Here is a 21,799-nt window from a genome sequence, read left to right on the forward strand (position 1 = left end):
CATCGGCGGCGGCAGATAACATGGCCTTATGGTCAACGTTCTCCACTTCACCGACGTCTCCGTCGTCCGGGATGGCACACCCATCCTCGACTCAGTGAACTGGAGTGTTGATGACGACCAGCGCTGGGTGATCTTGGGCCCGAACGGCGCCGGCAAGACCACGCTGCTGCAGATCGCCGCAGCCCTCATCCACCCGTCGAGCGGAAGTGCCGTGGTTCTTGACGAACCGATCGGACGCACCGACCTCTTCGAGCTGCGGCCGCGGATCGGGTTCGCCTCGACGGCGATGGCCCGCCGGGTCCCCGCGAACGAGAAAGTCCTCGATGTGGTGATGACGGCCGCGTACTCCGTCACCGGGCGCTGGACCGAAGAGTACGAAGCCATCGATGAGCGCCGCGCCCAGCGGGTGCTGGGCGAGTGGAAGCTCGATACTCTGTCCGACCGTAAGTTCGGCACGCTGAGCGACGGCGAGCAGAAGCGGGTGCAGATCGCGCGGTCCATCATGACCGACCCCGAGGTTCTGCTTCTGGATGAGCCGGCCGCCAGCCTCGACCTCGGCGCGCGCGAGGAACTGCTGCAGCTCCTCGGCGGCTACGCGAGCGAGTCGGGGTCGCCGGCGATCATCATGGTCACCCACCACGTCGAGGAAATCCCCCTCGGCTTCACGCACGTCCTGCTCCTGTCCAACGGCCGCATCGTCAGCGCCGGGCCCATCGCCGACGCGCTGACCGCGGAGTCACTGACCGAGGCGTTCGGTCTGTCCATCGAGTTGCACGAGACGGACGGACGTTTCAGCGCCCGCGCGATCTGACCGCCACCGGATGGCGGTCACAGCCAGTGGATTCTGCTAAACTCGACAGTCGGTCCTTGGGCCGCACGGTTTTTTCTGCCGCACCTGGCGAGTCTGTACTCGCTAATCGAAGCGCAACTCACCAATCGAACAGCAATAAGGAAGTCTTCATGAAGTCTGACATTCACCCCACGTACGCTCCCGTGGTTTTCCGCGACCTCGCGTCGGGTGCGACGTTCCTTACCCGTTCGACGGTCTCCAGCTCCAAGACCATCGAGTGGACCGACGGAACCACGTACCCGGTCATCGACGTTGAGATCTCGTCGGAGTCGCACCCGTTCTACACCGGCAAGCAGCGGATCATGGACTCCGCCGGCCGCGTCGAGAAGTTCAACTCGCGTTACAAGGGCTTCGGCAAGTAAAACCGCGCCATACCGCAGCATCCGGCACATCGAAAGGGCGACCAGCTTCGGCTGGCCGCCCTTTCGATGTTGCTGCTCTGGGTCTGGTGTCGCTGTCGCTCGGGTGCTGCCGGGTCAGCGTTCGGGCCAGCCGCCCGCCGCGACGAACGCGGGGTCGCGTTCGCGGCGCATGTAGGCCTGGAAGCTTTCCGCCTGCTGCACGGACCACTGTGCCTGGAGCAGGTGCAGCTCGCCGACTGTGACCGGCAGGGTCTTCACATGCGCCCGGGCGATGGCCTGGGCTACCCGGCCGGCCGCGATCGCATCCGCCCCGGAGTCGTGCGCGTCATCGAGGGGCACACCGTAGAACGCACTGGTCACTGCAAGGGTGCGCTTGCCCTTGCGGTACCGGTCGAGGGCCTTGTCGATGACGAGCGGGTCGACCACCGGCGACGGTGAGACCAGCGGGGCAACCCCGTAGCGAATCGACTCGCGGTTGAGCAGGGTGAGGTCGTAGGGCGCGTTGTACGCCACCAGAGGAAGACCCCGGGCGAGGTGCTCCCGGATCGTCGCGACGATCTCGGCCACCCCGTCGGCGGCGACCCGGCCGTTCGCGACGGCATGCTCGGTCGTGATGCCGTGCACGGTGGTGGCCTGGGCCGGGATCTCGATTCCGGGATCCAGGAGCCAGTCCACGCGTTCGAGCACCTCCCCGGTCACATCGATGATCGCGACGGTGGCCGACACAATGCGGCTCGTCTCCACGTCGATGCCGGTCGTCTCAAGGTCGAAAACGGCGAGGGTGTCACTCCAGTTGCTCATGGGGAAAGCCTAGGGCCGACCACCGTCATCCCCGGGCGCCTCGGGCGTCGGCCCGCTGGCAGGCCGGCCAGCACCGAGTCTTCGATCCGAAAGGCGATCGGGTTGTGGGAAAAGCAGTTGAGGTCCGGCTGGTTCAAGAAGAAGCGGTGGTCGTAGAACCGGCGCTGCACGGAGTCGAGGGCCCAGTTCGAGTTCTCCGTGTCTCTGTGGAGATGCGTCCGGCGTAGTCACCGGTCCCGTCGCCGTCGCGGTCTCCGAAGGAGCGCACCATCACCTCGGAGGACACGGCGCGGCGGTACCAGCGCGGGTCCCGGGTGACGCTTGACCGGGGCGGTGAAGCTCATTGCATTCCCTCCCGCCCGAGGGCGTCCGGCGACAGCCGTCGGCCGCCCTAAACTTGGGACGATGAATGTTCCTTCGCCCTACGATTCACAGCTCGTCCGGATCCCTGTCAGGGTCCGGGACGTCCCGGTGCTGGGCAGCGAAACGCGGTATTGGGAGTACGGCGATCCAACCGCGCACACCACCATCGTGATGGTGCACGGCTTCCGCGGCGACCACCACGGCTTGGAGCCCGTGGTCGCCCAGCTTCCTGGATTCCGCATGATCTCACCGGACCTTCCCGGTTTCGGCGAGTCCGGCGTGCTCCAGGGGTGCCGGCACGACATCGCGGGCTACGGCCGGTGGTTGGCCGAGTTCGTGGCAGCTCTGGGTCTGACCGGGCGCAGGGTGGTGCTCGGGCACTCGTTCGGGTCGATCATCGTCGCGGCATCCGTCGCAGGGGGACTGCACGCCGACGACGTGGTTCTGGTGAACCCCATCGCCGCACCTGCCCTGGCCGGGCCGCGCGGCATCCTCACCCGCTTGGCGGTGTTCTACTACTGGGTGGCCGCGCGTCTGCCCGAACGGCTCGGCTTTGCCCTGCTGCGCAACCGCGTCATCGTCCGCGTGATGAGCGTGACCATGGCGAAGACGGGGGATCCCGGGCTGCGCCGTTGGATCCACAACCAGCACGACCGCTACTTCTCCGCCTTCGCGGATCGCCGGGTTGTGCTGGAAGCCTTCACCGCATCGGTCGGCTCCGACGTCAGCGAGTTCGCCGGTCGCATCCCGCAGCGCACGCTGCTGATCGCGGCGGAGAAAGACGACATCACGCCGGTCGCAGCCCAGTACCGGCTGCAGAAGCTGTTTCCCGATGCCACCCTGCAGGTGATCCCCGACGTCGGCCACCTGATCCACTACGAGGTGCCGGCGCAGGCGGCGGACGCCCTGCGCCGCTTCCTCGGCGAAACGGAGACGAAGTGAGAATCGTCTTCGATTGCCGTTACACCCGATTCGACCGGCACGACGGTGTCAGCCGGTACACGGCCGGGCTGGTCACGGAACTGGGCAAGCTCCACCCGGTCACCATGCTGATCAATGACCACCGACAGCTCGACCTGCTTCCGGATCTGCCCTGGCAGCTCGTGAGTGCCCCGACCAGCATCCGGGAGCCGTTCATCGCCATCCAGATCAACCAGCTCAAGCCCGACGTCGTGTTCTCCCCGATGCAGACGATGGGCTCCTGGGGCCGGAAGTACCGGCTGCTCCTCACCGTGCACGACCTGATCTACTACCGCAATCGCACCCCGCCGCGGGACCTGCCCGGTTTGCTGCGCCTGATCTGGCGGCTGTATCACCTATCGTGGTGGCCGCAGCGGATGCTCCTGAACCGGGCCGACGGCGTCGTCACCGTCTCCGAGACTACCCGGGACCTGATCCGGGACAACCGTCTGACGCGGCGGCCGGTCACGGTCATCCACAACGCCGCCGACACGCGGTCGACGCCGCCCGCCGGACGTGCCGCTGCGGAAACGGGTCGCCTGGTCTACATGGGCTCGTTCATGCCGTACAAGAACGTGGACACCCTGGTGCGCGCAGCCGCGGAACTACCGGGCCATGAGCTCCACCTGATGAGCCAGGTGAGCGACCAGGAACGGGAACGCCTGACTGCCCTGGCGCCGCAGGCGACGCTGGTGTTCCACAACGGCGTCACCGACGAGGAGTACCTGCGGGTGCTGGGCTCCGCGACCGCGCTGGTCACGGCGTCTCTGGACGAGGGCTTCGGCATCCCGCTCGTCGAGGCGATGAGCCTCGGCATCCCCGTCGTGGTGAGCGACATCCCGATCTTTCGCGAGATCGGCGGCGACGCTGCGCTCTACTTCGACCCGACCAGCACCGACGCGCTCGCTCTGGCCGTGCGGCGGCTGGGCGCGGGGGAGTGGGCGGCCCGCTCTACAGCCTCCGTCATCGAGGCGGAACGCTTCACCTGGCGCGATTCGGCCCGGCGGCTCCTGGAACTGCTCACCGGCACCGACACCGCGGATGACTCCGGTACGCGGACCGAGACGGCTACGGGCCCCGGCATCGACGCGGAGCAGCCGGTTCAGCCTGTGTAGTGCGTGTTCTCGGCTCGGCCGCGCAGGGTGGCGTCGAAATGCGTCAGCCCCAGCCGACCGTCCCGCCAGACGAAGTCGTGCACCGAGCCGTTGGCGATGATCTCGTTCTGGCGCGGCCGTTCCCCGGCCGTGCTATGGCGCAGCAGGGTTCCGATCACCCCGCCGTGACAGACGACCAGCACAGACTGTCCGGGGCGCGCGGCGGCCAGCAGCCCGAAGGCCGGCAGCACCCGGTCGAGCACCTCCTGGCGCGTCTCGAGGCCGGGAACGGGCACGCCGTCGGGAAAGCGACGCTGTCGTTCGGCGAATGTGAGTCCCTCGATCTGGCCGTGATGGCGCTCGGTGAGCTCCGGGATGACCTCCGGGCTCGGCAAGCCGAGCTCGCCGGCGATGATCCGGGCCGTCTCGTGGGCACGGTCCAGCGGGCTCGTCACGATGGTGTCCCAGCGCCGGGATCGCAACCTCAGGCCTGCCTCGGCGGCCTGCGCCCGGCCGGTCGAGTTGAGGGGGATGTCTGTGCTGCCCTGGATCCGCGTGTGCAGGTTCCACTCGGTCTGTCCGTGCCGCACGATCGCAAGTCTGGTCATCCTGCCGTTTCCGTTGTCGCGGGGGTGGGGGTGGTGGTGGACCGGGCCTGTTTCACGCCGGTGCGCCGGCGAGGCGGTCGGCCAGCCCCGCAAGCGACTCCGACGTGCCCGCCTCCAGCTTGAGCAGTGCCCGGCCGTCGCCCTTGGTCTCGCCGCGGTTGATCACGACGATCGGCAGCTTGCGGCGCCGGGCCTGTTCCAGCAGACGGATGCCCGAGTTCACAAACAGGGACGAGCCGGCGATGACCAGGGCCTCCGCACCGGTGACGAGCGCCGTGGCCTCGGTGAACTTCACCGTCGGCACCAGCTCGCCGAAGAAGACGACGTTGGGCTTGAGCATACCGCCGCAGACCGTGCAGTCGGGAATGGTGAAACCGTCGATGTCGGACACCTCCGCATCGCCGTCGGGGGCTGTGCGCACGTCGCCCGGTGTCATCAGTGTCGGGTTGGCCGCTTCGAGGCGCGCGGCCACACTGTCGCGGCCGAATGCCTGACCGCAGTCCAGGCAGACGACGAGGTCCAACGACCCGTGCAGGTCCACGACGTGCCGCGACCCGGCGCGGGTGTGCAGGCCGTCCACGTTCTGCGTGATGACCCCGCTGATCAGTCCGCTCTGCTCCAGCCGGGCGAGGGACCGGTGCCCGAGGTTGGGCTCCGCAGAGCGGAACCGGTGCCAGCCGAGGTGGCTGCCGGCCCAATAACGCTTGCGCGCCCGCTCGTCGCCGACGAAGGTCTGAAAGTTCATCGGGGTGCGCACGGGGGCACCCTTCCCACGGTAATCGGGAATGCCGGAATCGGTGCTCAGACCGGCTCCGGTCAGCACCGCGATGTGGCGACCGCGGAGCACCTCGGCCACGGCGTCCAGAGCGGCGGCAGCGGCGCCGACGGCGACCGGAAGCGTTTCGGTGGTCATGGAGCTCCATCCTGTGTACACCGAGTCTAAACGCGCCGGTTTTCGACTGGGGGAGGGAACTGGCAGGCTGGATGGATCATCCCCGTGAAAGGCGTCCCGCTGTGCAGATCGTCCCCATCGAAAACCTTGACCTGCCCGGTCTCGCCGACTACTCGCGCTTGACAGATGTCGCGCTCCGCCGTGTCTCCGAACCGGCCGGCGGGCTGTACATCGCCGAGTCCAGCAAAGTCATCACCCGCGCCCTCGCGGCCGGCCACCGCCCGCGGTCCGTGCTACTGCAGCAGCAGTGGCTGCCCGACGTGCTGCCGCTGCTCGCGGACTGGCCGGACGTGCCCGTGTACGTCGGCGCGGCATCCGTTCTCGAACGGCTCACCGGCTACAACCTGCACCGCGGTGCGCTGGCGGCGATGCACCGTCCGGATCTAGCGCCGGTGCACGAGGTGATCCGGGACGCGCGGCGCATTGTGATCCTCGAGGACATCGTGGACCACACCAACGTGGGCGCCATTTTCCGCTCGGTCGCCGGTCTCGGCGCGGACGCCGTCCTGATCACGCCGCGCTGCGCAGACCCGCTCTACCGGCGCAGTGTGCGGGTGAGCATGGGCACGGTGCTTCAGGTGCCGTGGACCCGACTGCCGGAATGGAGCGAGGCCGCCCCGATGCTGCACGGGGCCGGTTTTCACCTCGCGGCCCTGGCACTGTCCGACGACGCCGTCAGCCTCCCGCAGTTCGCCGGGAACGCGCCGGAACGGCTGGCCCTGATTCTCGGCGCCGAGGGCGATGGGCTCAGCACCCAGGCTCTCTCGGCCGCCGACACCGTCGTGACGATCCCCATGCTCCACGGCGTCGACTCGCTCAATGTGGCCTCGGCCAGCGCCGTCGCGCTGTACGCTCTGCGCGTCTGAACGCGGGCGCTTGGTAGAGTCGACGGATGCCACTGACCCGACGACAAACGTTCCTTCGCCGTCGGGTTGCCTTTGCGGCGGCCCTGGTTCTCACCCTGGGCGGGGTCGGCTACCTGGCCGGCACGGGGCTGGCCCCGGTGCCGGCCGCGGCCGTCGAACTGATCGAACCGGCCGTGCTGACCCAGCCGGCCGCCGAGCTGATCTGGCCGGATGCCGGTGCGGGCGCCATCGGTGCGGTCGGCTACCCGGGGCTGCTCGGTTCCACCGGCGACCAGGAGTCGATGCCGATCGCGAGCATCACGAAGATGGTCACCGCACTCGTGCTGCTCGAGGAGAAACCCCTGAGCCTGAACGAGCCCGGCCCGGACATCCGGTTCACCGACGACGACGTCGACATCTACTACGACGTGCTGGCCGAGGACGGCTCGGTCGCGCCCGTGTCCGCCGGCATGGTGCTCAGCCAGCGTGAGGCCTTCGAGGCCATGCTCCTGCCCTCCGCGAACAACTACAGCATTTCACTGGCGATCTGGGCATTCGGTTCCGTGGATGCCTACCTGGCGGAGGCCGAAACCTGGCTGGCCGCGAACGGTCTGACCGACACCGCGGTGGCCGACACCAGTGGGCTGTCGCCGGCCAGCGTGAGCAGCCCGGGCGACCTGGTCAAGATCGGCAAGCTTGTTTTGGCCGACTCCGTCCTGGCCGAGATCGTGTCCATGGAGACGTCCGACCTGCCGATCATCGGCACGGTCACCAACACCAACAAGCTCCTCGGCTCCAACGGTGTCACCGGGATGAAGACCGGAACCACGGACGAGGCAGGCGCCTGCCTCCTGTACTCGGCCGACTTCAGGGTCGGCGGCGAGACCATCACCCTGGTCGGCGTCATGCTCGGCGGCGACACTCATCCCGAGCTGAATGCGTCGATCGTGGACCTGCTCGACAGCGTCGAACCCGGTTTCCGCGCGGTAAGCCTGGCCGACAAGGGTGCCGCCTACGCGACTTACGCCACCCAGTGGGGGCAGAAGAGTCGGGCGGTCGCCGCCGAGTCGGCATTCGCCGTTGTCTGGTCGGACACGCCCATCACGGCCGTTCCGGCGGCGCGCCCGGTCACCCTCGGGGAGGTCGGTGACTCGGCCGGTGCGATCGACTTCCAGGTGGGGGAGACCACGGTGAGCGTGCCGCTGGTGCTCGAGCGCGAGCTGACCGACCCGGGTGCCTCCTGGCGCTTCACCCACCCGGCCGAGCTGGCCGCGGGCTAGTCGCACGTGAGGCCGGGCCGAGCCCGCGCGTGTGGCCAACTCAGGACATCCGTCGCCCGCACTCACCGGCCACTGCGGACCAGTGCCGAACCGGTAAGGATGCCCGCCCCAGCCGGTCGGATCTCCTGAGTTAGCCACAACTCCGGCCGGATCCGAAGCAGCGCCTGTCGGGTTCGGGCCCACCTCTCGCGCTCCGCCGTAGCCCCGCCGCCCGAACGAATTCGACGGAGTTTTTTCCCAAACCCGGCCGTAATCAACCGGAAACCCGTATTTTCCCCAGAATCTCCGTCGAAATGGTTCGACACCGGACGCTGGTGACCGGACACCGTCGGCCGGACGCCGGACGCCGGACGCCGGACGCCGGGCGGCGCGGGCTCGCCGCCGCCGAGCCGGTCTAGTGCCGGGGCTGGCTGAACGGCCGGGCATCTGGGCGCTTGGGCAGCACGTGGTCGCCGGAGGACTGGTGCCGGATACGGCGCAGAACCCACGGCAACAGGTACTCCCGCGCCCACTGCATGTCCTCCGTGCGGGCCTCCCGGAAGGTGCGCCCTGGCATTGGCTCGGGCTTCAGGGGTTCGAGGGCATTGGGCACGTTGAGATCGGAAAGCACCATCCGGGCGACGGTATGGTGGCCGAGGGCGTTCAGGTGCAGCCGGTCCGCAGACCACATGCCGGCATCTTGAATCTCGGTCAGCGACCAGAGGTCGGCGACGACACAGTCATACTTCGTCGCGATCGCGCGCAGGTTCTCGTTATAGATCGCGATCTTGCCCCGAATACCACGGAAAACGGGGGAGAAGCCCACATCGGCGCCCGTGAACAGCACGATGGTGGCGTTATCGCGACTAAGCCGGCACACCTGCTCCTCGACCCGGGCGGCGATGAGGTCGGGGTCGGATCCCGGCCGGAGTACGTCGTTGCCGCCCCCGGAGAAGGTGATCAGATCCGGATGCAGCGCAAGCGCCGTCTCCACCTGTTCCACGCTGATCTGGCGGATCAGCTTGCCCCGCACGGCGAGGTTCGCGTAGGCGAAGTCCGGTGTGCCCTGGCTGAGCACCTCGGCGACCCGGTCCGACCAGCCCCGGTTCCCACCCGGACTCGTCGGCTCGGGATCACCCACCCCCTCGGTGAAGGAGTCGCCGAGGGCGACATAGCGGGACCACGGATGCATCGGCGTCGTCATTGCTCCATTCTCCCCCCGCATCACGGCGGTCCGTTCACCGGGTAAGTTCGTATGACGTGAATACTCCACCCCCTTTCGGTCCTGCCCAGGGGACGAGTGCAGCCGAGCATCTCTCGCCTTCGTTCCCGGAGCGTGCCGCGTGGGGCACGGCCGGCAAATTGCGGGCCTGGCAGGCGGAAGCGCTGGAAGCGTATTTCGTGCACCAGCCACGTGATTTCCTCGCCGCGGCGACGCCGGGCGCCGGCAAGACCACCTTCGCCCTGCGGCTCGCCGCCGAGCTGAAGGCCCGCCGACTGATCGACAGCATCACGGTGGTCGCGCCCACCGAGCACCTCAAGCGCCAGTGGGCGGATGCCGCGGCGCGGGCGGGCATCCGGCTCGACCCCAACTTCAAGAACGCCAACGGTCGCTACGGCAACCACTACCACGGCATTGCCGTCACCTACGCCCAGGTGGCCAGCCGGGCGGCCCTGCACCGGCAGCTGACCCAGTCCAACCGCACCCTTGTAATCCTGGACGAGGTGCACCACGGCGGGGACGCGCTGAGCTGGGGTGACGCAATCCGGGAGGCGTTCGAGCCGGCCACCCGCCGCCTCTCGCTCACCGGCACCCCGTTCCGATCGGACACCTCGCCGATCCCGTTCGTGAGTTACCTGCCCGACGAGCACGGCATCCGTCTGTCCCAGAGCGACTACAACTACGGGTATGGCCGGGCCCTCGAAGATGGCGTCGTGCGCCCGGTCATGTTCATGGTCTACGCCGGGCATATGAAGTGGCGCACCCGCGCCGGCGACGAGATGGAAGCCAAACTCGGCGAGGGTAACACCAAGGACATCACCTCCCAGGCCTGGCGCACCGCCCTGGAACCCACCGGGCAGTGGATCCCCGCAGTGCTGCGCGCCGCCGATTTGCGCCTCACCCAGGTGCGCCACGGCATCCCGGATGCCGGTGGCCTCGTCATCGCCACCGACCAGACCATGGCGCGCGCGTACGCGGCCATCCTGCAGGAGATCTCGGGGGAGTCGGTGACCGTCGTACTCTCCGATGAGAAGGAGTCGAGCGATCGGATCGACGAGTTCGCGCACAACACCTCGCGCTGGATGGTGGCCGTGCGGATGGTGTCGGAGGGGGTCGACGTGCCGCGCCTGGCCGTGGGCGTCTACGCGACCAGCGCCTCCACACCGCTTTTCTTCGCGCAGGCCATCGGCCGGTTCGTGCGGGCCCGGCGCCGCGGTGAGACGGCGTCCATCTTCCTGCCCAATGTGCCCAGCCTGCTCAGCCTGGCCAACGCGCTCGAGCTGGAGCGCGACCACGCCCTCGACCGCAGCAACCGCGGCGACGGCGACGACGGCATGTACAACCCCGAAGACGCCATGGTCGCCGACGCCAACAAGTCGGAGAAGGCCTCCGACGACCTCGGCGAGGAATTCACCTGGCAGGCCATCGATTCCCAGGCCACCTTCGACATGGTGATGTTCAACGGCGACGAGTTCGGCGAGCTGGCGGAACCGGGCACCGACGAGGAGTTCGACTTCATCGGCATCCCCGGTCTGCTCGAGCCTGAGCAGGTCTCCGAGCTGCTGCGCCAGCGCCAGCACCGGCAAGCCAAGCGCTCCACCGACCGACGCAAGGATCCCGTCACCGGCGAGGTCGCCCCGGTGGACCCGCCACCGCTCTATCGCACGCTCAAGGAGCAGCGCACGCTGCTGGCGAGCCTGGTGGGCATGTGGTCGAAGCTCGCCGGTGAACCCCACGGCATGGTGCACGCCGAAATCCGGCGCGAGTGCGGCGGGCCCGCCGTCGCACAGGCCAGCGTCACCCAGTTGCAAAAACGGATCGACCTGCTCCGCCGCCGCCTTGGCCGCAGCTGACCCGCGGCGGAACCGCATCTGAGCGTCGCGGGTGCCCGTTCCGGGCGGGAGCGACCCGCTGAACGGCTACTCTCGACCGAAACGGCCTCTCAGGCGACGGCGTCCTGGGGTTCGGCGGCCGCGGAGTTCGGCACCACGACCTTCGCCACGTCGGGAGTGACGTCCATCACCACGTCCAAGGCGGCGAGGATGTCGGCGAGCAGGTCGTCGACGTGCTCGAGGCCGATCGAAAGGCGCACGATCCCGGCACCGGGCCGGGCGCCGGCCTCGACCGGGCGGTGGGTCAGGGAGGCCGGATGCTGCACGAGCGAGTCCACGCCGCCGAGGGAGACCGCGTGCGTGATCAGCGTGCAAGCCTCGGTGAAGCGCACGGCCGCATCGAAGCCGCCCGCGAGGTCGAGGGCGATGATAGACCCGGCCCCGTTCGCCTGATGGCCCAAAAGCCCCAGCGGGTCCTGCCCGGGCAGCCCTGGGTACAGTACCCGGGCCAGTGCGGGGTGACCCGCGAGGCGCTCCGCGACGGCGCCGGCGGTTGCTTGCTGGGCGCGCACACGCACCGGCAGCGTGCGCAGCCCCCGGTGCAGCAGATACGCGGCGAACGGATGCAGCACACCGCCGGTCAGGGCCCGCACCTGGCGCAGGCGCACCATCCAGTGCTCGGGGCCGGAGACCGTGCCGCCCATCACGTCTCCGTGGCCGCCCAGGAATTTGGTCGCACTGTGCAGCACCAGCGTGGCGCCCGAATCGACCGGGCGCTGGAGCACCGGGGTGGCGAACGTGTTGTCGACCAGCACCGGCACGCTGCCGGCCGCCGCGACCACGGCACGGATGTCGGTCAGCGCCAGCGTCGGGTTCGCTGGGGACTCCAGGATGACCAGCCCGGTGTCCGGCCGGATTGCCTGGGCAACCCCGTCGGGATCGACCCACGACACAGTCGTACCGAGCAGCCCGGTGGCGAGTACATGGTCGGTACCGCCGTAGATCGGCCGGAGGGCCACCACGTGGGGCGTGCCGCCGGCCACGGATGCGATCAGCACGGCCGCCAGCGCGGCCATTCCGCTCGCGAAGGCGACGGTGCCCTCGGTGCCCTCCAGGGCCGACAGCGCCGTTTCGAACCGGGCGACTCCGGGCTGCCAGAGTCGCTGGTACACCGCGGAATCGCCCTCGCGGATCGTACCTCCGGTGGCGAGGTTCTCGTAGGAGTCCCCGCCGCACTCGACTCCCGCCAGCGGATTGGTCGTGGAGAGGTCGATCACGGGCACATGCGAACCGGCCGCTGTCAGCCCGGCCATCCCGCCGTGCACGGCAACCGTGTCCGGGTGCGGGGCCGATGGCCGCAGGGCAGGTCCGCGGGGAGGCAGGGGCGGCAGCGGAAGCGTTGGCGTCATGCACAGACACAAACAGATTCTGCCGCACGGCGCAATCATCCTTGCAGACTCTTGCGAATCAGCGGAAGCTTTCGCATAAACTGCTCACGGAAGAAAGAGTAGGCCGATGGAACCGAAGAAAGCCGAAATCGACCGGGTCGACCGGGCGCTCCTGCGTGCGCTGTCCGTCAACGCCCGTGCCTCCGGTGCGGCGCTGGCCGCGGAGATCGGCGTCGCCGAGTCGACCGTGTCGCTGCGCCTGCGCCGGCTGCAGCAGCTGGGCCACATCCGAGGCTACCGCGCGAATATCGATCTGGCCGCGCTGGGCGCGTCCCTACAGGCGTTGATCTCGGTTCGTCTGGTCAAGCACGCCCGCGTGCAGATCGACGCGTTCCGGGCGGCGGCGCCGCACTGGCCCGGGGTGATCGGCCTGTTCCACACCGCCGGCGCCGACGACTATCTGCTGCACGTGGCCGCGGCGGACGCGTCGGACCTGCGTGACTTCGTCCTGCAGCATCTGGCGGAGCATCCGGCGGTTGCGCACACCGAGACCAACCTTATCTTCGAGTACGTCGACGGTGACGGCTGGCAGGACCTCGTCAAATAGTTCGCTCAACGCAGACAACGCCCCTGCCGAAGCAGGGGCGTTGTCGAAGCTCGTGAGCTATGCGACTCGGAAAGCCGCCTCGCTAGTTGAGCAGTTGCGCACTTTAGAGGGCGCGGATGTTCTCGGCCTGAGGACCCTTCGGGCCCTGGGTTACCTCGAACTCGACCTTCTGGTTCTCGTCGAGCGACTTGTAGCCGTTCGATGCGATCGCGGAGTAGTGCGCGAACACGTCGGCGCTTCCGTCGTCGGGAGCGATGAAGCCGAAGCCCTTTTCAGCGTTGAACCATTTCACGGTACCTGTTGCCATTATGACTCCTCCAGGAGTGTTAGAAAGGCCCCGACTTTCGAGGCCGTTCGTCGCGGTATTCGTCGTCCGCTTCCGAAAGGAATACGCCGCGGCGACCGGGGTCACCGCGTTTTAAGACGTGCAAGCACTACAACTACTGAGATAACCCTAGCCCACATCGCCGCGGTGCATCCAGATTCCGTGCCAATTCGGTTCCAAAGCGTTACGTTGATTGCAGGTTATGACCCGATCAGGGCGCACCCTGCACTACTCGGTGGTGACGAAGTCGATCAGCTGCTCCACCCGGCCCAGCAGTTGCGGCTCCAGATCGGCGAATGTGCGCACCCGACCCAGGATCCGCTGCCAGGCCCGGGCGATATCGGCCTGGTCCTCGTGGGGCCAGCCGAGGGCCTCGCAGATCCCGTGCTTCCATTCGATGCTGCGCGGAATCGCGGGCCACGTCGTGATTCCCAGGCGGTTCGGCTTCACGGACTGCCATACGTCGATATATGGATGCCCGACCACGAGCACATTCCGGCCGTGCGGTCCGCGCGCCACGGCGTCGGCGATCCGGCTTTCCTTCGATCCGGGCACCAGGTGGTCGACCAGCACCCCGACCCGCCGGGTGGGTCCCGGGCGGAACTCCTGCAGGAGCTCCTCGAGGTTGTCGACGCCCTCGATGTACTCGACGACGACCCCCTCGATCCGTAGATCGGCTCCCCAGACCTTCTCCACAAGCTCGGCGTCGTGCCGGCCCTCGACGAAGATGCGGCTGGCTCGGGCCACCCGTGCCGGGGCATCTCGCACGGCCATCGATCCCGAGGCGGTGCGGGCGCGGCCCTGCGGCGCCGCCCTAACCGGGACGACGAGCACCACCGGCTCGCCGTCAATCAAGAATCCGCCGCCGAGCGGAAACAGGCGCAGTTGACCGTGGCGGTCCTCCAGGGTGACGATCTTCTTCTCGATCCGCACCACGGCACCGCAAAAACCGGTCGCGACCTCTTCGACGACCAGGTCGGGCATGGCTTCCTGCGTCGGAATGACCTTCCGGCCAGCGTCCCGCCAGCCGGGGGAAAGTACATCCGCACTGTACCGATCCTGCATGTTCCGCTCGTCCATTGACGGTCTTCCTCGCTCCTGCGCCTTGCCGACGCCGGAATCGACGCTAGCGGATGGCCCGCACGGTCTGCGCTCTCAGGCCGGGGTGTCGGCGTCCGGTAGTAACCTGTCCCCATGTGCGGTCGATTCATCATCACGGACACGGCGTCCGATCTCGCCGCGATGTTCGACGTCGAGCACGAGGGCGAGAACCTGCCGGAACCGTCGTGGAACATCAAACCCACCGAAAAGATCCCGATCGTGCTCGAGTCAGCCAAGGCCGGGCCGGTCGTGCGCCGGCTCGAGGGCGCGCGTTGGTCCCTGGTCCCCTCATTCGCGACCGAGCTGCAGTCGTCCTTCGCCACCTTCAACGCCCGTGCCGAAACGGCGGCGGAGAAGCCCACCTTCAAGAGTTCGGTCGCCTCCCGGCGCGCGCTGGTCCCGGCCACGGGCTACTACGAGTGGCACACGGACGGCACCGTGAAGACTCCGTACTTCATCCACTCAGACGACGGTCTTCCACTGGCCTTCGCCGGCCTCTACTCCTGGTGGCGCAATCCGGCCCTGGCCGACGACGACCCGGCCCGGTGGGTATTGTCCGCGACGATTCTCACCCAGGATGCCGAGGGTCCCCTGGCCGCCCTCCACGACCGGATGCCCGTGATCCTGGCGGAAGAATGGTGGGACCAGTGGCTCGACCCCCATACTCTGGGTGACCAGGCGCTGGTCGACGCCGCGGTGGCCGCCTCCCGGGAGACCGTCGAGAGCCTGAGCTATCACGAGGTCGCCCCGGTGCGCGGTGACGGTCCGGAACTCATCGAGCCCGTCGGGGCGCCGTCACCGGTCTGACGCTCGACCGGGTACGCTCGACTCATCGGCCCGGCGTTCAGTGCGGGCATCGCTCGAAAGGATCGCACCATGAACGCCGTCGCCTTCACCGTCGCAATGGCCATCTTCGTCTTCGGTCTCTGGCTGTTCGGGTTCGCGTTCGAGGTGACGGCCTGGCAGTTGCCGATCTTCCTCAGCGGCATCCTCTGCGTTTCCCTGGCCGTGGCCATCCCGGTGCAGATCCTCCGCGACTAGGTAGCAGCCCCCGGCACCATGTCGGCTCGATCGCGGCGGCCCTCCGGCCCCGAAGTGTCGGCGGAGCCGTCCTCGCGCTCGAGGATGCCGCGGGAACGGTCACCAAGCTGGACGTGCTCTGGAATGTTCCCGGCCTGGGGATGAACGAGGGCGGTTGCGACTCGGATGGCCGGTTCCCTGGCCTATTTCTCTTTGCCGGCTTTCCGGCCGCGGCCGGCTACCCCGACGGGCTGACCGTGGATAGCGACGGTGGCGTGTGGGTGGCCGTCTACGGCGGGAGCGCCGTGCGCCCGGTCCGGGAGTTCGCCGGCTGACGGGCCTCGTCAGCGCAACAGGCCGGCCACCAGGTTGATCAGGGTAGCCAAGATGAACGAGCCGAACAGGTACGAGAGCAGACTGTGACGCAGCGCCGTCATCCGAATTGCGTGCGTTTGCAGACTGGTGTCTGACACTTGGAAAGTCATCCCGATCGTGAAGGCCAGGTAGGCGAAATCCCCGTAACTCGGTGGCACCGCCTGGTTGAAATCCACCCCGCCGTCGGGCCCGGAGTAGTAGAGCGAGGCATAGCGGAGCGTGAACAGGGTGTGCACCAGAATCCAGGAGAGTCCGACGCTGAGCACCGCCGCCGCCGCCAGGATTCCCCGTGCGGTGACCGAGCTGGTGTCGGTCCCCACCAGCAGGAACACCAGAGCGCCGAGGCTGCCGAGGCTGCTGAAAAGAATCAGGATGTCGGCGGCACCTCGGGACGAATCCTCCCGGGTGGCATGGCTGGCCGTGTTCTGGATGTCCATGGGGCCGATGGTGATCCACACCCAGGTGACATACGTCACGCAGGCGGCCGCCCAGCCCGCGATCGGAGCCAGGGTCCAGCTCCCGCACACCCCGGCCAGAACAGCGACGACGACACCCACCGCGAACATGCCGATAAGTCGGGTACTCGAGCGGTGGAGGCGTTGGCCGTGCGTCGTCATATGCTGATCGTGCCATGAAATCGGGTCTCTGCGGGCCGAGGCCCGGGGCGCATCCGGTGTTATGCCAGCCAGGGTCGGTAGTGTGAGGGAACGATTGGCTGGCTGTTCCATTGCCGGCCGCACTAACGCTGAAAGAGAACGCTGGATGTCAGATAGCCCGGCCGCGGCGTCGCCCTACGAGGTACTTGGCGTCAGCCCGTCGGCAAGTGACGACGAACTTCGTCGTGCCTACCGTCGCCTGCTGCGCCACACGCATCCGGACGTCGGCGGAGACGCCGCCGCCTTCCACCTCGTTCAGATCGCGTGGGAGCGGGTGGGAACCCCGGAGGGGCGCGCCGACTATGACCGCCGCCGATACCCGGACGCGTTCCCCGAGCCGGAGCGCCCCGCCTACGCCTCCGGAGCCGGCCGTGGGCAGGCCACGCAGGCTGGGCCGCGCGCGCGCATGTACGGCCATCCGGGTGGCGAGGCGCGCCAGCGTTACCTCGAACTGCTCCGGGAATGGGCCGGGCGCGGAACCTCTATCGATGACCCGTATGCCCCGACGCTGATCCGTTCGGCGCCGCGGGAGATCCGGCATTGGCTGGCGAAGGCTCTGGCCGAGGAATCAACGGCACAACTCGTCTCCGCCCTCGGGATCGGCTTCACGGCCTGGCATGATGTGGCTGCCGGCACGCGGGGCGGCAAGGTCGATCACGTCGTGCTCGGCCCGGCGGGACTGTTCGCGGTCCTGTCCGAGGACTGGGGCGGGCCGGTGCAGCTTCGGCGCGGGGAGCTCGTCGGTGACGCCCTCGGCCCCGATGTTCGTCCGATCGAAGACGTCGAGGGTGTCGTGCGGGCTCTGGCGAAGTCGCTGCGGGTGAGGTTCACCGCTGTGCTGGTCGTGCTGCCCGACGAGGCCCTGACTGACCCTCTGACGGTCCCCGGACGTGGCCGGCGCCCGACCGTGATCACGCTGCCGAGGTCACGGCTGATGGGGGTGCTGCGCAGCGGGCTGCCCGGAATGGACCGCGGCAGCTTCGAGAAGGTGTTCGAGTTGCGGAGCCGCCTGCAGGACGGCATCCGCTTCAGTTCGGAGTAGCCGCTTCGCGCAGGCCCAGCTTGTCGGCCCAGTACCGGAGGAATTCTGCGCCGGCCGCGTCGTGGATCAGGGACCCCTCTACGATCACGGGGTAGGGGCGCTCGAGGATGCCGTCGGACGGCCGCACATCCACATGCGAGACGTCATAGCCGGCGGCATGCAGGTGGTCGGCCATCAGGTAGTCGCTGCGCGAGTCGCCGACCGAGCGCCAGACCCGGGGGAGTGTTCCCGATTCGGAGAAAAAGGCCAGCGCCCGCTCCGCGCCGCGGTCCTTGTCCAGGGTGACCGACTCGATGTCGGTCGAGATGATCGTCGGGTCGATCCGGAATCCCACGGTGCCGGCCTGGTCCGGAACGACTCGATCACCGAAACGGATGCCCAGCCCGAGTTCAACCATCACCCCGAATGCGGCCTCGTTGAACCTCACCGCGGCGGCCTGGTACCGGCCGTGGTCGGCATCCGTGCGCTGCTCGACCGAGACCATGGCCTGCTTGGTCTCGTCGAAGAACATCGTGTCGCTGAACCCGTCGGCGACGAGGTTGCGCAGCATATCTACGGCGGCGGCCGGCAGGGCCACGCTGTCATCGACGACGATCTCGCCCATCCCCGCGGCAGTGATCGGGAACCAGACGGCTCCCTTCTCGCAGACCCCGTACATGCGCATCGACTCGGGCAGTGCGGCTGCGCGGAGGGGCGCGACAACCTTCTCGCGGATGAATGTCGACGACCGCCCGGTGATGAATGCGATCGGAACGTTGGCTCCGGCCAGGCTGATCAGATCCGTGATGATGCTCGGTATGGCGATGGTCCGGGACACCGGACTGGCGATCGGCCCGTCCACGTCGAGCAGCAGGCCGAGGGGGGAGAGGGTATCGCGCATACCCCAGTGTTTCATGGGCGTGCCCCTTGAACGGTCAGCGGGCTTCCACCGTCACCTTCCCGTTGGTGGTCGCCGCGGTGATGAAACGGTGGGGGAGGGGTCGCTCGGGACCGACCCGCTGTCACTCTCGCGGTTGGTCGTGCGGGCGTCCACCCGGTAGGTCACCCCGTCCGGTGGCAGCCGCACCGTGATCGCACCGTTGGTGCTCCGGGCCTCGGCCGACGTCGGCGGGTCGAGAAAGTCGAGTTTGACGCAGGGAGTGCCGTAGCCGACGAGGCTACCCCGCCCGGGAACGCCTATCCTTGATCAAGATGATTACCCGACGAATCGCCGCCCTGCGCCTGGATATCCCGATCGAAATGGCGCAGCGCCACGAACTGCCCTCCCGGATGTCGGAGGCTGAACTGGCCGAGATCGAGCGCAATCCGCCGGCGTGGCTCGTGCAGTCTCGGGCCAACCGCACCGGCAAGAAGCCGGTCTGGGTGGAACTACGTTGTGATGTCTGCGGGTTCTCCGAAGCCGCGCGTCCCAAGAAGTGGTGGCCCGCCTTCACCTATCTGACCTGTGACTACCACGGATTCGAGGAACTCCCAGATGCCGCCACCGGCCTCAGTCGCACCGAGGTCGACGGCATCGGCAACGCATTCATCGGCATCGTCGATGAGGCACCCTAGGTGAGTGTGAGTCCTAGTCGTCTCCGGTCTCGAACCAATTCGACGGAGATTTTGGGTCAAACTCCCATTTTTTAGCCCACAGGCGCTGTTTAGAGCAGAATCTCCGTCGAATTCGTTCGGGATGAAGTTGTCGCAGAGCCCCGGACTCGACCGACAAGGATCTTGCGGCGCACGTTCGTCCCAAGTGGCAGCGAACAGGCCAACCCGGAGGATACCCCCATGGGTATACGGGGCATGACTCCGAGCGTACACCTCGCGCGGTGTGCCCCGGCACCCGACAGGTGTCGGTCCGTCGGCGCCGGGTGGAGTAATTTGGCGGTAGCCGCCTGAGACCGGAGGACTTCTGCCATGCTGCGCACACTGGGCGTTTTCATCGCCCGTCACCGGTTCACCTCACTGCTGGTCTGGGCGCTCACGATCGCCGCGTGCGTGGCGACGGCACTGATCGGGGTGACGGGGGAGAACCTCTTCCAGCGGCTCTCCAGCGCCGGACCCACCGTTGAAGGCGAGGCCAGCCAGGCCGCCAATCTGCTGCAGGGCACCGAGGGCGCAGACATGGAATCTCTCTCTCTGCTGATCCACGACGTCGACCTGTCCTCCCCGGACCTGGGCCTGATCCTCACCGCGGCCACGACCGCCCTGTTGGAAGTCGACGGGGTAACTGAGGTCATCAACCCGCTCGTCATCCCACCGCTCCCTGACGGCTCGCCGAACCCGGCTGCGATGCCTCTCCTGGTGCCCGACGGCACCGGACTGTTGCTGAACGCCCAGATGGTGGCACCAGACGGTGACCTCAGTGATGACCTGCTGGGCGAGGTGGAAGAACGGCTCGGCGTGGCGGCCGACGAGGTCCGGCAGCTTGAGCCGGACGCCACCGTGGAAGTCGGCGGAACCCCGCTCCTGGTGGAATCCCTGGTGGCGGTCGCCGAGGCCGACCTGCAGAAGGGCGAGCTGATCGCGTTGCCGATCGCCCTCCTTGTGATGCTGATCATCTTCGGCGGATTCCTGGCGGCCGGCATCCCGCTGATCGGGGCGCTGGCGTCGATCGCCGGCGCTCTCGGGGCACTCTTCGGCTTCAGCTACCTGATGGAGATCGACACCACGGTGCTCAACGTCATCACCGTGATCGGGCTGGGGCTCTCCATCGACTACGGGCTCCTGATCGTCAGCCGGTTCCGCGAGGAGTTCCGGGCACTCGTGGAGCGGGCCGGCGACAGCGAGACGCGTACGGAACGTCACGAGCTGATGCTGCAGGCGGTGGGCATCACGGCGGACACGGCCGGCCGCACGGTGCTCTACTCCGGTCTGACCTTCGCCATCGCCACGGTGGGCCTGCTGGTCTTCGAACCGACGATCATCCGTGCCATCGCCATCGGCGCGGTCTCCGTGGTGCTGATCGCCATCCTGACGGCGCTCGTTCTTGTGCCGGCTCTGCTCGGGTACTTCGGCGAACGGCTGCTGAAGCCGGGCCTGCTGACCCGCATCCCCGGCCTCGGTCCCCTCCTGACCCGTTTCGGCGACGTCGCCCCCCGGGAGGGCGTCTTCTCCCGGCTGACTCGCCGCGTGCAACGGGCGCCCGTGCTCGTGGCGCTCGGGGGCATCGCCGTGCTCCTCCTGCTCGGCAGCCCCGCGCTAAACATCAATGTGTCCAGCGGCGGCGCCGACGCCATCCCGAAGGCCTCGACCCAGTACGGGTTTGTCACGGCGCTGAACGACCTCTTCCCCCTCGCCACGGCCCCGCTGGTGCAGCTCGTCTCGGACACCGATGAGGCGTCCGCCGCGGCCTGGGCCGAGGAGGTGGCGACGCTGCCGAACGTCACCGGCACGACACCACCGGCCCTGGTGAACGGGCATTGGGTGTCGCGCGTCGGCGTCGACCAGAACGCGGGCCCGGCCGTTGTGCGGGAGATCCGGGACGACCGGCCCGACTTCGACCACTGGGTCGGCGGCACGGATGCCGCGTCGGTCGACTATGTCGACTCATTGGTCGCCGGCGCGCCCTGGGCTGCCCTGATCATCGCCGGGGCCACGTTCTTGCTGCTCTTCCTGATGACCGGTTCCGTGGTCATCCCGCTCACCGCCCTCGTGATCAGCGTCATCTCGCTCGGCGCCTCCGTGGGCATCCTGGTCTGGGGTTTCCAGGAGGGAAATCTCGCAGGCCTGCTCGATTTCGATGCCGATAAGATCGCCGGGGTGGACCCTCTGGTCCTGACCCTCGTGCTCACCTTCGGCTTCGGCCTGGCCATGGACTACGAGATGTTCCTGCTCGCCCGGATCAAGGAGCACTACGAGGCGGGTGAGGCCACGCGGCTCGCTATCGAGACGGGTCTGCAGAGCTCGGGCCGGATCATCTCCTCCGCGGCCCTGATCATCGTGATCGTGTTCGCCGGGTTCGCGACCGGCAATCTGCTGCAGATGAAACAGATCGGCGTCGCTCTCGCCGTGGCCGTGCTGCTGGACGCGACCCTCGTGCGCACCATCGTGGTTCCCGCTGTGATGACCTCGCTCGAGAAGGGCCTCTGGTGGGCGCCGAGGTGGTTGCATCCGATCTACGCCCGCTTCGGGATGCGGGAGTAGGGCGGC

The 21,799-nt window shown here is 67.9% G+C and carries 23 protein-coding genes; 14 read left to right on the forward strand and 9 right to left on the reverse strand.

Annotation, left to right across the window (positions count from 1 at the left end):
• Window positions 1–28 precede the first annotated feature (28 nt).
• Window positions 29–811 (forward strand): ABC transporter ATP-binding protein, encoded by a 783-nt coding sequence (locus CXY81_RS03885; protein ID WP_104102172.1) that lies wholly within the window; start codon window positions 29–31, stop codon window positions 809–811.
• 149 nt (window positions 812–960) lie between these two features.
• Window positions 961–1,212 carry a type B 50S ribosomal protein L31 gene (locus CXY81_RS03890; protein WP_104102169.1) on the forward strand — a complete coding sequence of 84 codons (252 nt, stop codon included), beginning with the start codon at window positions 961–963 and terminating at the stop codon, window positions 1,210–1,212.
• Window positions 1,213–1,326: 114 nt separating this feature from the next.
• Here CXY81_RS03890 and CXY81_RS03895 read toward each other — a convergent pair whose 3' ends face one another.
• Entirely contained in the window at window positions 1,327–2,013 is a 687-nt protein-coding gene (locus tag CXY81_RS03895; RefSeq protein ID WP_104169932.1) for a 3'-5' exonuclease, read from the reverse strand.
• Between the two features lie 405 nt (window positions 2,014–2,418).
• On the opposite strand from CXY81_RS03895, the gene CXY81_RS03900 reads away from it, so the two are divergent.
• Window positions 2,419–3,318: an alpha/beta fold hydrolase gene (locus CXY81_RS03900; RefSeq protein ID WP_104194040.1), complete on the forward strand. Its 900-nt coding sequence runs from the start codon at window positions 2,419–2,421 to the stop codon at window positions 3,316–3,318.
• Window positions 3,315–4,451 (forward strand): glycosyltransferase family 1 protein, encoded by a 1,137-nt coding sequence (locus CXY81_RS03905; protein WP_104194041.1) that lies wholly within the window; start codon window positions 3,315–3,317, stop codon window positions 4,449–4,451. Before CXY81_RS03900 ends, CXY81_RS03905 begins: the two co-directional genes overlap by 4 nt.
• On the opposite strand, the gene CXY81_RS03910 is transcribed toward CXY81_RS03905, so the two are convergent.
• Window positions 4,439–5,038, reverse strand: coding sequence for a histidine phosphatase family protein (locus tag CXY81_RS03910; protein ID WP_104169929.1), 600 nt, complete (start codon window positions 5,036–5,038; stop codon window positions 4,439–4,441). The two genes, CXY81_RS03905 and CXY81_RS03910, sit on opposite strands and share 13 nt — an antisense overlap.
• A 52-nt stretch (window positions 5,039–5,090) precedes the next feature.
• Window positions 5,091–5,951: a Sir2 family NAD-dependent protein deacetylase gene (locus CXY81_RS03915; RefSeq protein ID WP_104194042.1), complete on the reverse strand. Its 861-nt coding sequence runs from the start codon at window positions 5,949–5,951 to the stop codon at window positions 5,091–5,093.
• 101 nt (window positions 5,952–6,052) lie between these two features.
• On the opposite strand from CXY81_RS03915, the gene CXY81_RS03920 reads away from it, so the two are divergent.
• On the forward strand, window positions 6,053–6,856 hold the full coding sequence (locus CXY81_RS03920; RefSeq protein ID WP_104102152.1) for an RNA methyltransferase: 804 nt from the start codon (window positions 6,053–6,055) through the stop codon (window positions 6,854–6,856).
• Between the two features lie 26 nt (window positions 6,857–6,882).
• Window positions 6,883–8,115 (forward strand): D-alanyl-D-alanine carboxypeptidase family protein, encoded by a 1,233-nt coding sequence (locus CXY81_RS03925; RefSeq protein ID WP_104194044.1) that lies wholly within the window; start codon window positions 6,883–6,885, stop codon window positions 8,113–8,115.
• Window positions 8,116–8,509: 394 nt separating this feature from the next.
• On the opposite strand, the gene CXY81_RS03930 is transcribed toward CXY81_RS03925, so the two are convergent.
• Entirely contained in the window at window positions 8,510–9,298 is a 789-nt protein-coding gene (locus CXY81_RS03930) for an SGNH/GDSL hydrolase family protein (protein WP_104194045.1), read from the reverse strand.
• Window positions 9,299–9,354: 56 nt separating this feature from the next.
• On the opposite strand from CXY81_RS03930, the gene CXY81_RS03935 reads away from it, so the two are divergent.
• The gene (locus tag CXY81_RS03935) at window positions 9,355–11,169 is read left to right on the forward strand and encodes a DEAD/DEAH box helicase (RefSeq protein ID WP_104194046.1); all 1,815 of its coding nucleotides are present in this window, start codon (window positions 9,355–9,357) and stop codon (window positions 11,167–11,169) included.
• Between the two features lie 89 nt (window positions 11,170–11,258).
• Here CXY81_RS03935 and CXY81_RS03940 read toward each other — a convergent pair whose 3' ends face one another.
• Window positions 11,259–12,557, reverse strand: a complete 1,299-nt coding sequence (locus CXY81_RS03940) for a PLP-dependent aspartate aminotransferase family protein (protein WP_104194047.1) — start codon at window positions 12,555–12,557, stop codon at window positions 11,259–11,261.
• A 106-nt stretch (window positions 12,558–12,663) separates the two neighbouring features.
• Between CXY81_RS03940 and CXY81_RS03945 the strand changes: the two genes are divergently transcribed.
• Window positions 12,664–13,143, forward strand: a complete 480-nt coding sequence (locus CXY81_RS03945) for an Lrp/AsnC family transcriptional regulator (RefSeq protein WP_104102139.1) — start codon at window positions 12,664–12,666, stop codon at window positions 13,141–13,143.
• 103 nt (window positions 13,144–13,246) lie between these two features.
• Here CXY81_RS03945 and CXY81_RS03950 read toward each other — a convergent pair whose 3' ends face one another.
• Window positions 13,247–13,450 carry a cold-shock protein gene (locus CXY81_RS03950; RefSeq protein ID WP_035840308.1) on the reverse strand — a complete coding sequence of 68 codons (204 nt, stop codon included), beginning with the start codon at window positions 13,448–13,450 and terminating at the stop codon, window positions 13,247–13,249.
• A 246-nt stretch (window positions 13,451–13,696) separates the two neighbouring features.
• Window positions 13,697–14,533 carry a DUF3097 domain-containing protein gene (locus tag CXY81_RS03955; RefSeq protein ID WP_104102232.1) on the reverse strand — a complete coding sequence of 279 codons (837 nt, stop codon included), beginning with the start codon at window positions 14,531–14,533 and terminating at the stop codon, window positions 13,697–13,699.
• A 129-nt stretch (window positions 14,534–14,662) separates the two neighbouring features.
• Here CXY81_RS03955 and CXY81_RS03960 point away from each other — a divergent pair, with 129 nt between their 5' ends.
• From CXY81_RS03960 to CXY81_RS16005, 3 genes are all read left to right on the forward strand, one after another.
• Complete coding sequence (locus CXY81_RS03960; RefSeq protein WP_104194048.1) at window positions 14,663–15,376, forward strand: SOS response-associated peptidase; 714 nt, start codon at window positions 14,663–14,665, stop codon at window positions 15,374–15,376.
• Between the two features lie 69 nt (window positions 15,377–15,445).
• Window positions 15,446–15,610, forward strand: a complete 165-nt coding sequence (locus CXY81_RS16310; protein ID WP_158250294.1) for a hypothetical protein — start codon at window positions 15,446–15,448, stop codon at window positions 15,608–15,610.
• Window positions 15,611–15,723: 113 nt separating this feature from the next.
• Entirely contained in the window at window positions 15,724–15,924 is a 201-nt protein-coding gene (locus CXY81_RS16005) for an SMP-30/gluconolactonase/LRE family protein (RefSeq protein WP_199182949.1), read from the forward strand.
• 9 nt (window positions 15,925–15,933) lie between these two features.
• Here CXY81_RS16005 and CXY81_RS03965 read toward each other — a convergent pair whose 3' ends face one another.
• Window positions 15,934–16,581, reverse strand: coding sequence for a DUF1345 domain-containing protein (locus tag CXY81_RS03965; protein WP_233193972.1), 648 nt, complete (start codon window positions 16,579–16,581; stop codon window positions 15,934–15,936).
• Window positions 16,582–16,726: 145 nt separating this feature from the next.
• Between CXY81_RS03965 and CXY81_RS03970 the strand changes: the two genes are divergently transcribed.
• Window positions 16,727–17,662, forward strand: coding sequence for a DnaJ domain-containing protein (locus CXY81_RS03970; protein WP_104194049.1), 936 nt, complete (start codon window positions 16,727–16,729; stop codon window positions 17,660–17,662).
• Here CXY81_RS03970 and CXY81_RS03975 read toward each other — a convergent pair.
• Entirely contained in the window at window positions 17,649–18,557 is a 909-nt protein-coding gene (locus tag CXY81_RS03975) for a hypothetical protein (RefSeq protein WP_199182951.1), read from the reverse strand. The genes CXY81_RS03970 and CXY81_RS03975 overlap by 14 nt on opposite strands.
• A 296-nt stretch (window positions 18,558–18,853) precedes the next feature.
• Between CXY81_RS03975 and CXY81_RS03980 the strand changes: the two genes are divergently transcribed.
• Together CXY81_RS03980 and CXY81_RS03985 are read left to right on the forward strand one after the other, a co-directional pair.
• Complete coding sequence (locus CXY81_RS03980) at window positions 18,854–19,216, forward strand: hypothetical protein (RefSeq protein WP_104194064.1); 363 nt, start codon at window positions 18,854–18,856, stop codon at window positions 19,214–19,216.
• A 348-nt stretch (window positions 19,217–19,564) separates the two neighbouring features.
• The gene (locus CXY81_RS03985) at window positions 19,565–21,793 is read left to right on the forward strand and encodes an MMPL family transporter (protein ID WP_104194051.1); all 2,229 of its coding nucleotides are present in this window, start codon (window positions 19,565–19,567) and stop codon (window positions 21,791–21,793) included.
• Window positions 21,794–21,799 lie beyond the last annotated feature (6 nt).

Source organism: Cryobacterium sp. M25, assembly GCF_002929635.1.
GTDB lineage: Bacteria > Actinomycetota > Actinomycetes > Actinomycetales > Microbacteriaceae > Cryobacterium > Cryobacterium sandaracinum.

What these genes read in the sequence shown, in the direction of transcription:
- CXY81_RS03915 (WP_104194042.1), bottom strand. Translation starts at nt 5,951, where the DNA reads ATGACCACCGAAACGCTTCCGGTCGCCGTCGGCGCCGCTGCCGCCGCT.
- CXY81_RS03925 (WP_104194044.1), top strand. Translation starts at nt 6,883, where the DNA reads ATGCCACTGACCCGACGACAAACGTTCCTTCGCCGTCGGGTTGCCTTT.
- CXY81_RS03960 (WP_104194048.1), top strand. Translation starts at nt 14,663, where the DNA reads ATGTGCGGTCGATTCATCATCACGGACACGGCGTCCGATCTCGCCGCG.
- CXY81_RS03940 (WP_104194047.1), bottom strand. Translation starts at nt 12,557, where the DNA reads ATGACGCCAACGCTTCCGCTGCCGCCCCTGCCTCCCCGCGGACCTGCC.
- CXY81_RS03965 (WP_233193972.1), bottom strand. Translation starts at nt 16,581, where the DNA reads ATGACGACGCACGGCCAACGCCTCCACCGCTCGAGTACCCGACTTATC.
- CXY81_RS03900 (WP_104194040.1), top strand. Translation starts at nt 2,419, where the DNA reads ATGAATGTTCCTTCGCCCTACGATTCACAGCTCGTCCGGATCCCTGTC.
- CXY81_RS03955 (WP_104102232.1), bottom strand. Translation starts at nt 14,533, where the DNA reads ATGCAGGATCGGTACAGTGCGGATGTACTTTCCCCCGGCTGGCGGGAC.
- CXY81_RS03970 (WP_104194049.1), top strand. Translation starts at nt 16,727, where the DNA reads ATGTCAGATAGCCCGGCCGCGGCGTCGCCCTACGAGGTACTTGGCGTC.
- CXY81_RS03885 (WP_104102172.1), top strand. Translation starts at nt 29, where the DNA reads ATGGTCAACGTTCTCCACTTCACCGACGTCTCCGTCGTCCGGGATGGC.
- CXY81_RS03910 (WP_104169929.1), bottom strand. Translation starts at nt 5,038, where the DNA reads ATGACCAGACTTGCGATCGTGCGGCACGGACAGACCGAGTGGAACCTG.
- CXY81_RS03895 (WP_104169932.1), bottom strand. Translation starts at nt 2,013, where the DNA reads ATGAGCAACTGGAGTGACACCCTCGCCGTTTTCGACCTTGAGACGACC.
- CXY81_RS03930 (WP_104194045.1), bottom strand. Translation starts at nt 9,298, where the DNA reads ATGACGACGCCGATGCATCCGTGGTCCCGCTATGTCGCCCTCGGCGAC.
- CXY81_RS03950 (WP_035840308.1), bottom strand. Translation starts at nt 13,450, where the DNA reads ATGGCAACAGGTACCGTGAAATGGTTCAACGCTGAAAAGGGCTTCGGC.
- CXY81_RS03975 (WP_199182951.1), bottom strand. Translation starts at nt 18,557, where the DNA reads ATGAAACACTGGGGTATGCGCGATACCCTCTCCCCCCTCGGCCTGCTG.
- CXY81_RS03890 (WP_104102169.1), top strand. Translation starts at nt 961, where the DNA reads ATGAAGTCTGACATTCACCCCACGTACGCTCCCGTGGTTTTCCGCGAC.
- CXY81_RS03985 (WP_104194051.1), top strand. Translation starts at nt 19,565, where the DNA reads ATGCTGCGCACACTGGGCGTTTTCATCGCCCGTCACCGGTTCACCTCA.
- CXY81_RS16310 (WP_158250294.1), top strand. Translation starts at nt 15,446, where the DNA reads ATGAACGCCGTCGCCTTCACCGTCGCAATGGCCATCTTCGTCTTCGGT.
- CXY81_RS03980 (WP_104194064.1), top strand. Translation starts at nt 18,854, where the DNA reads ATGATTACCCGACGAATCGCCGCCCTGCGCCTGGATATCCCGATCGAA.
- CXY81_RS03945 (WP_104102139.1), top strand. Translation starts at nt 12,664, where the DNA reads ATGGAACCGAAGAAAGCCGAAATCGACCGGGTCGACCGGGCGCTCCTG.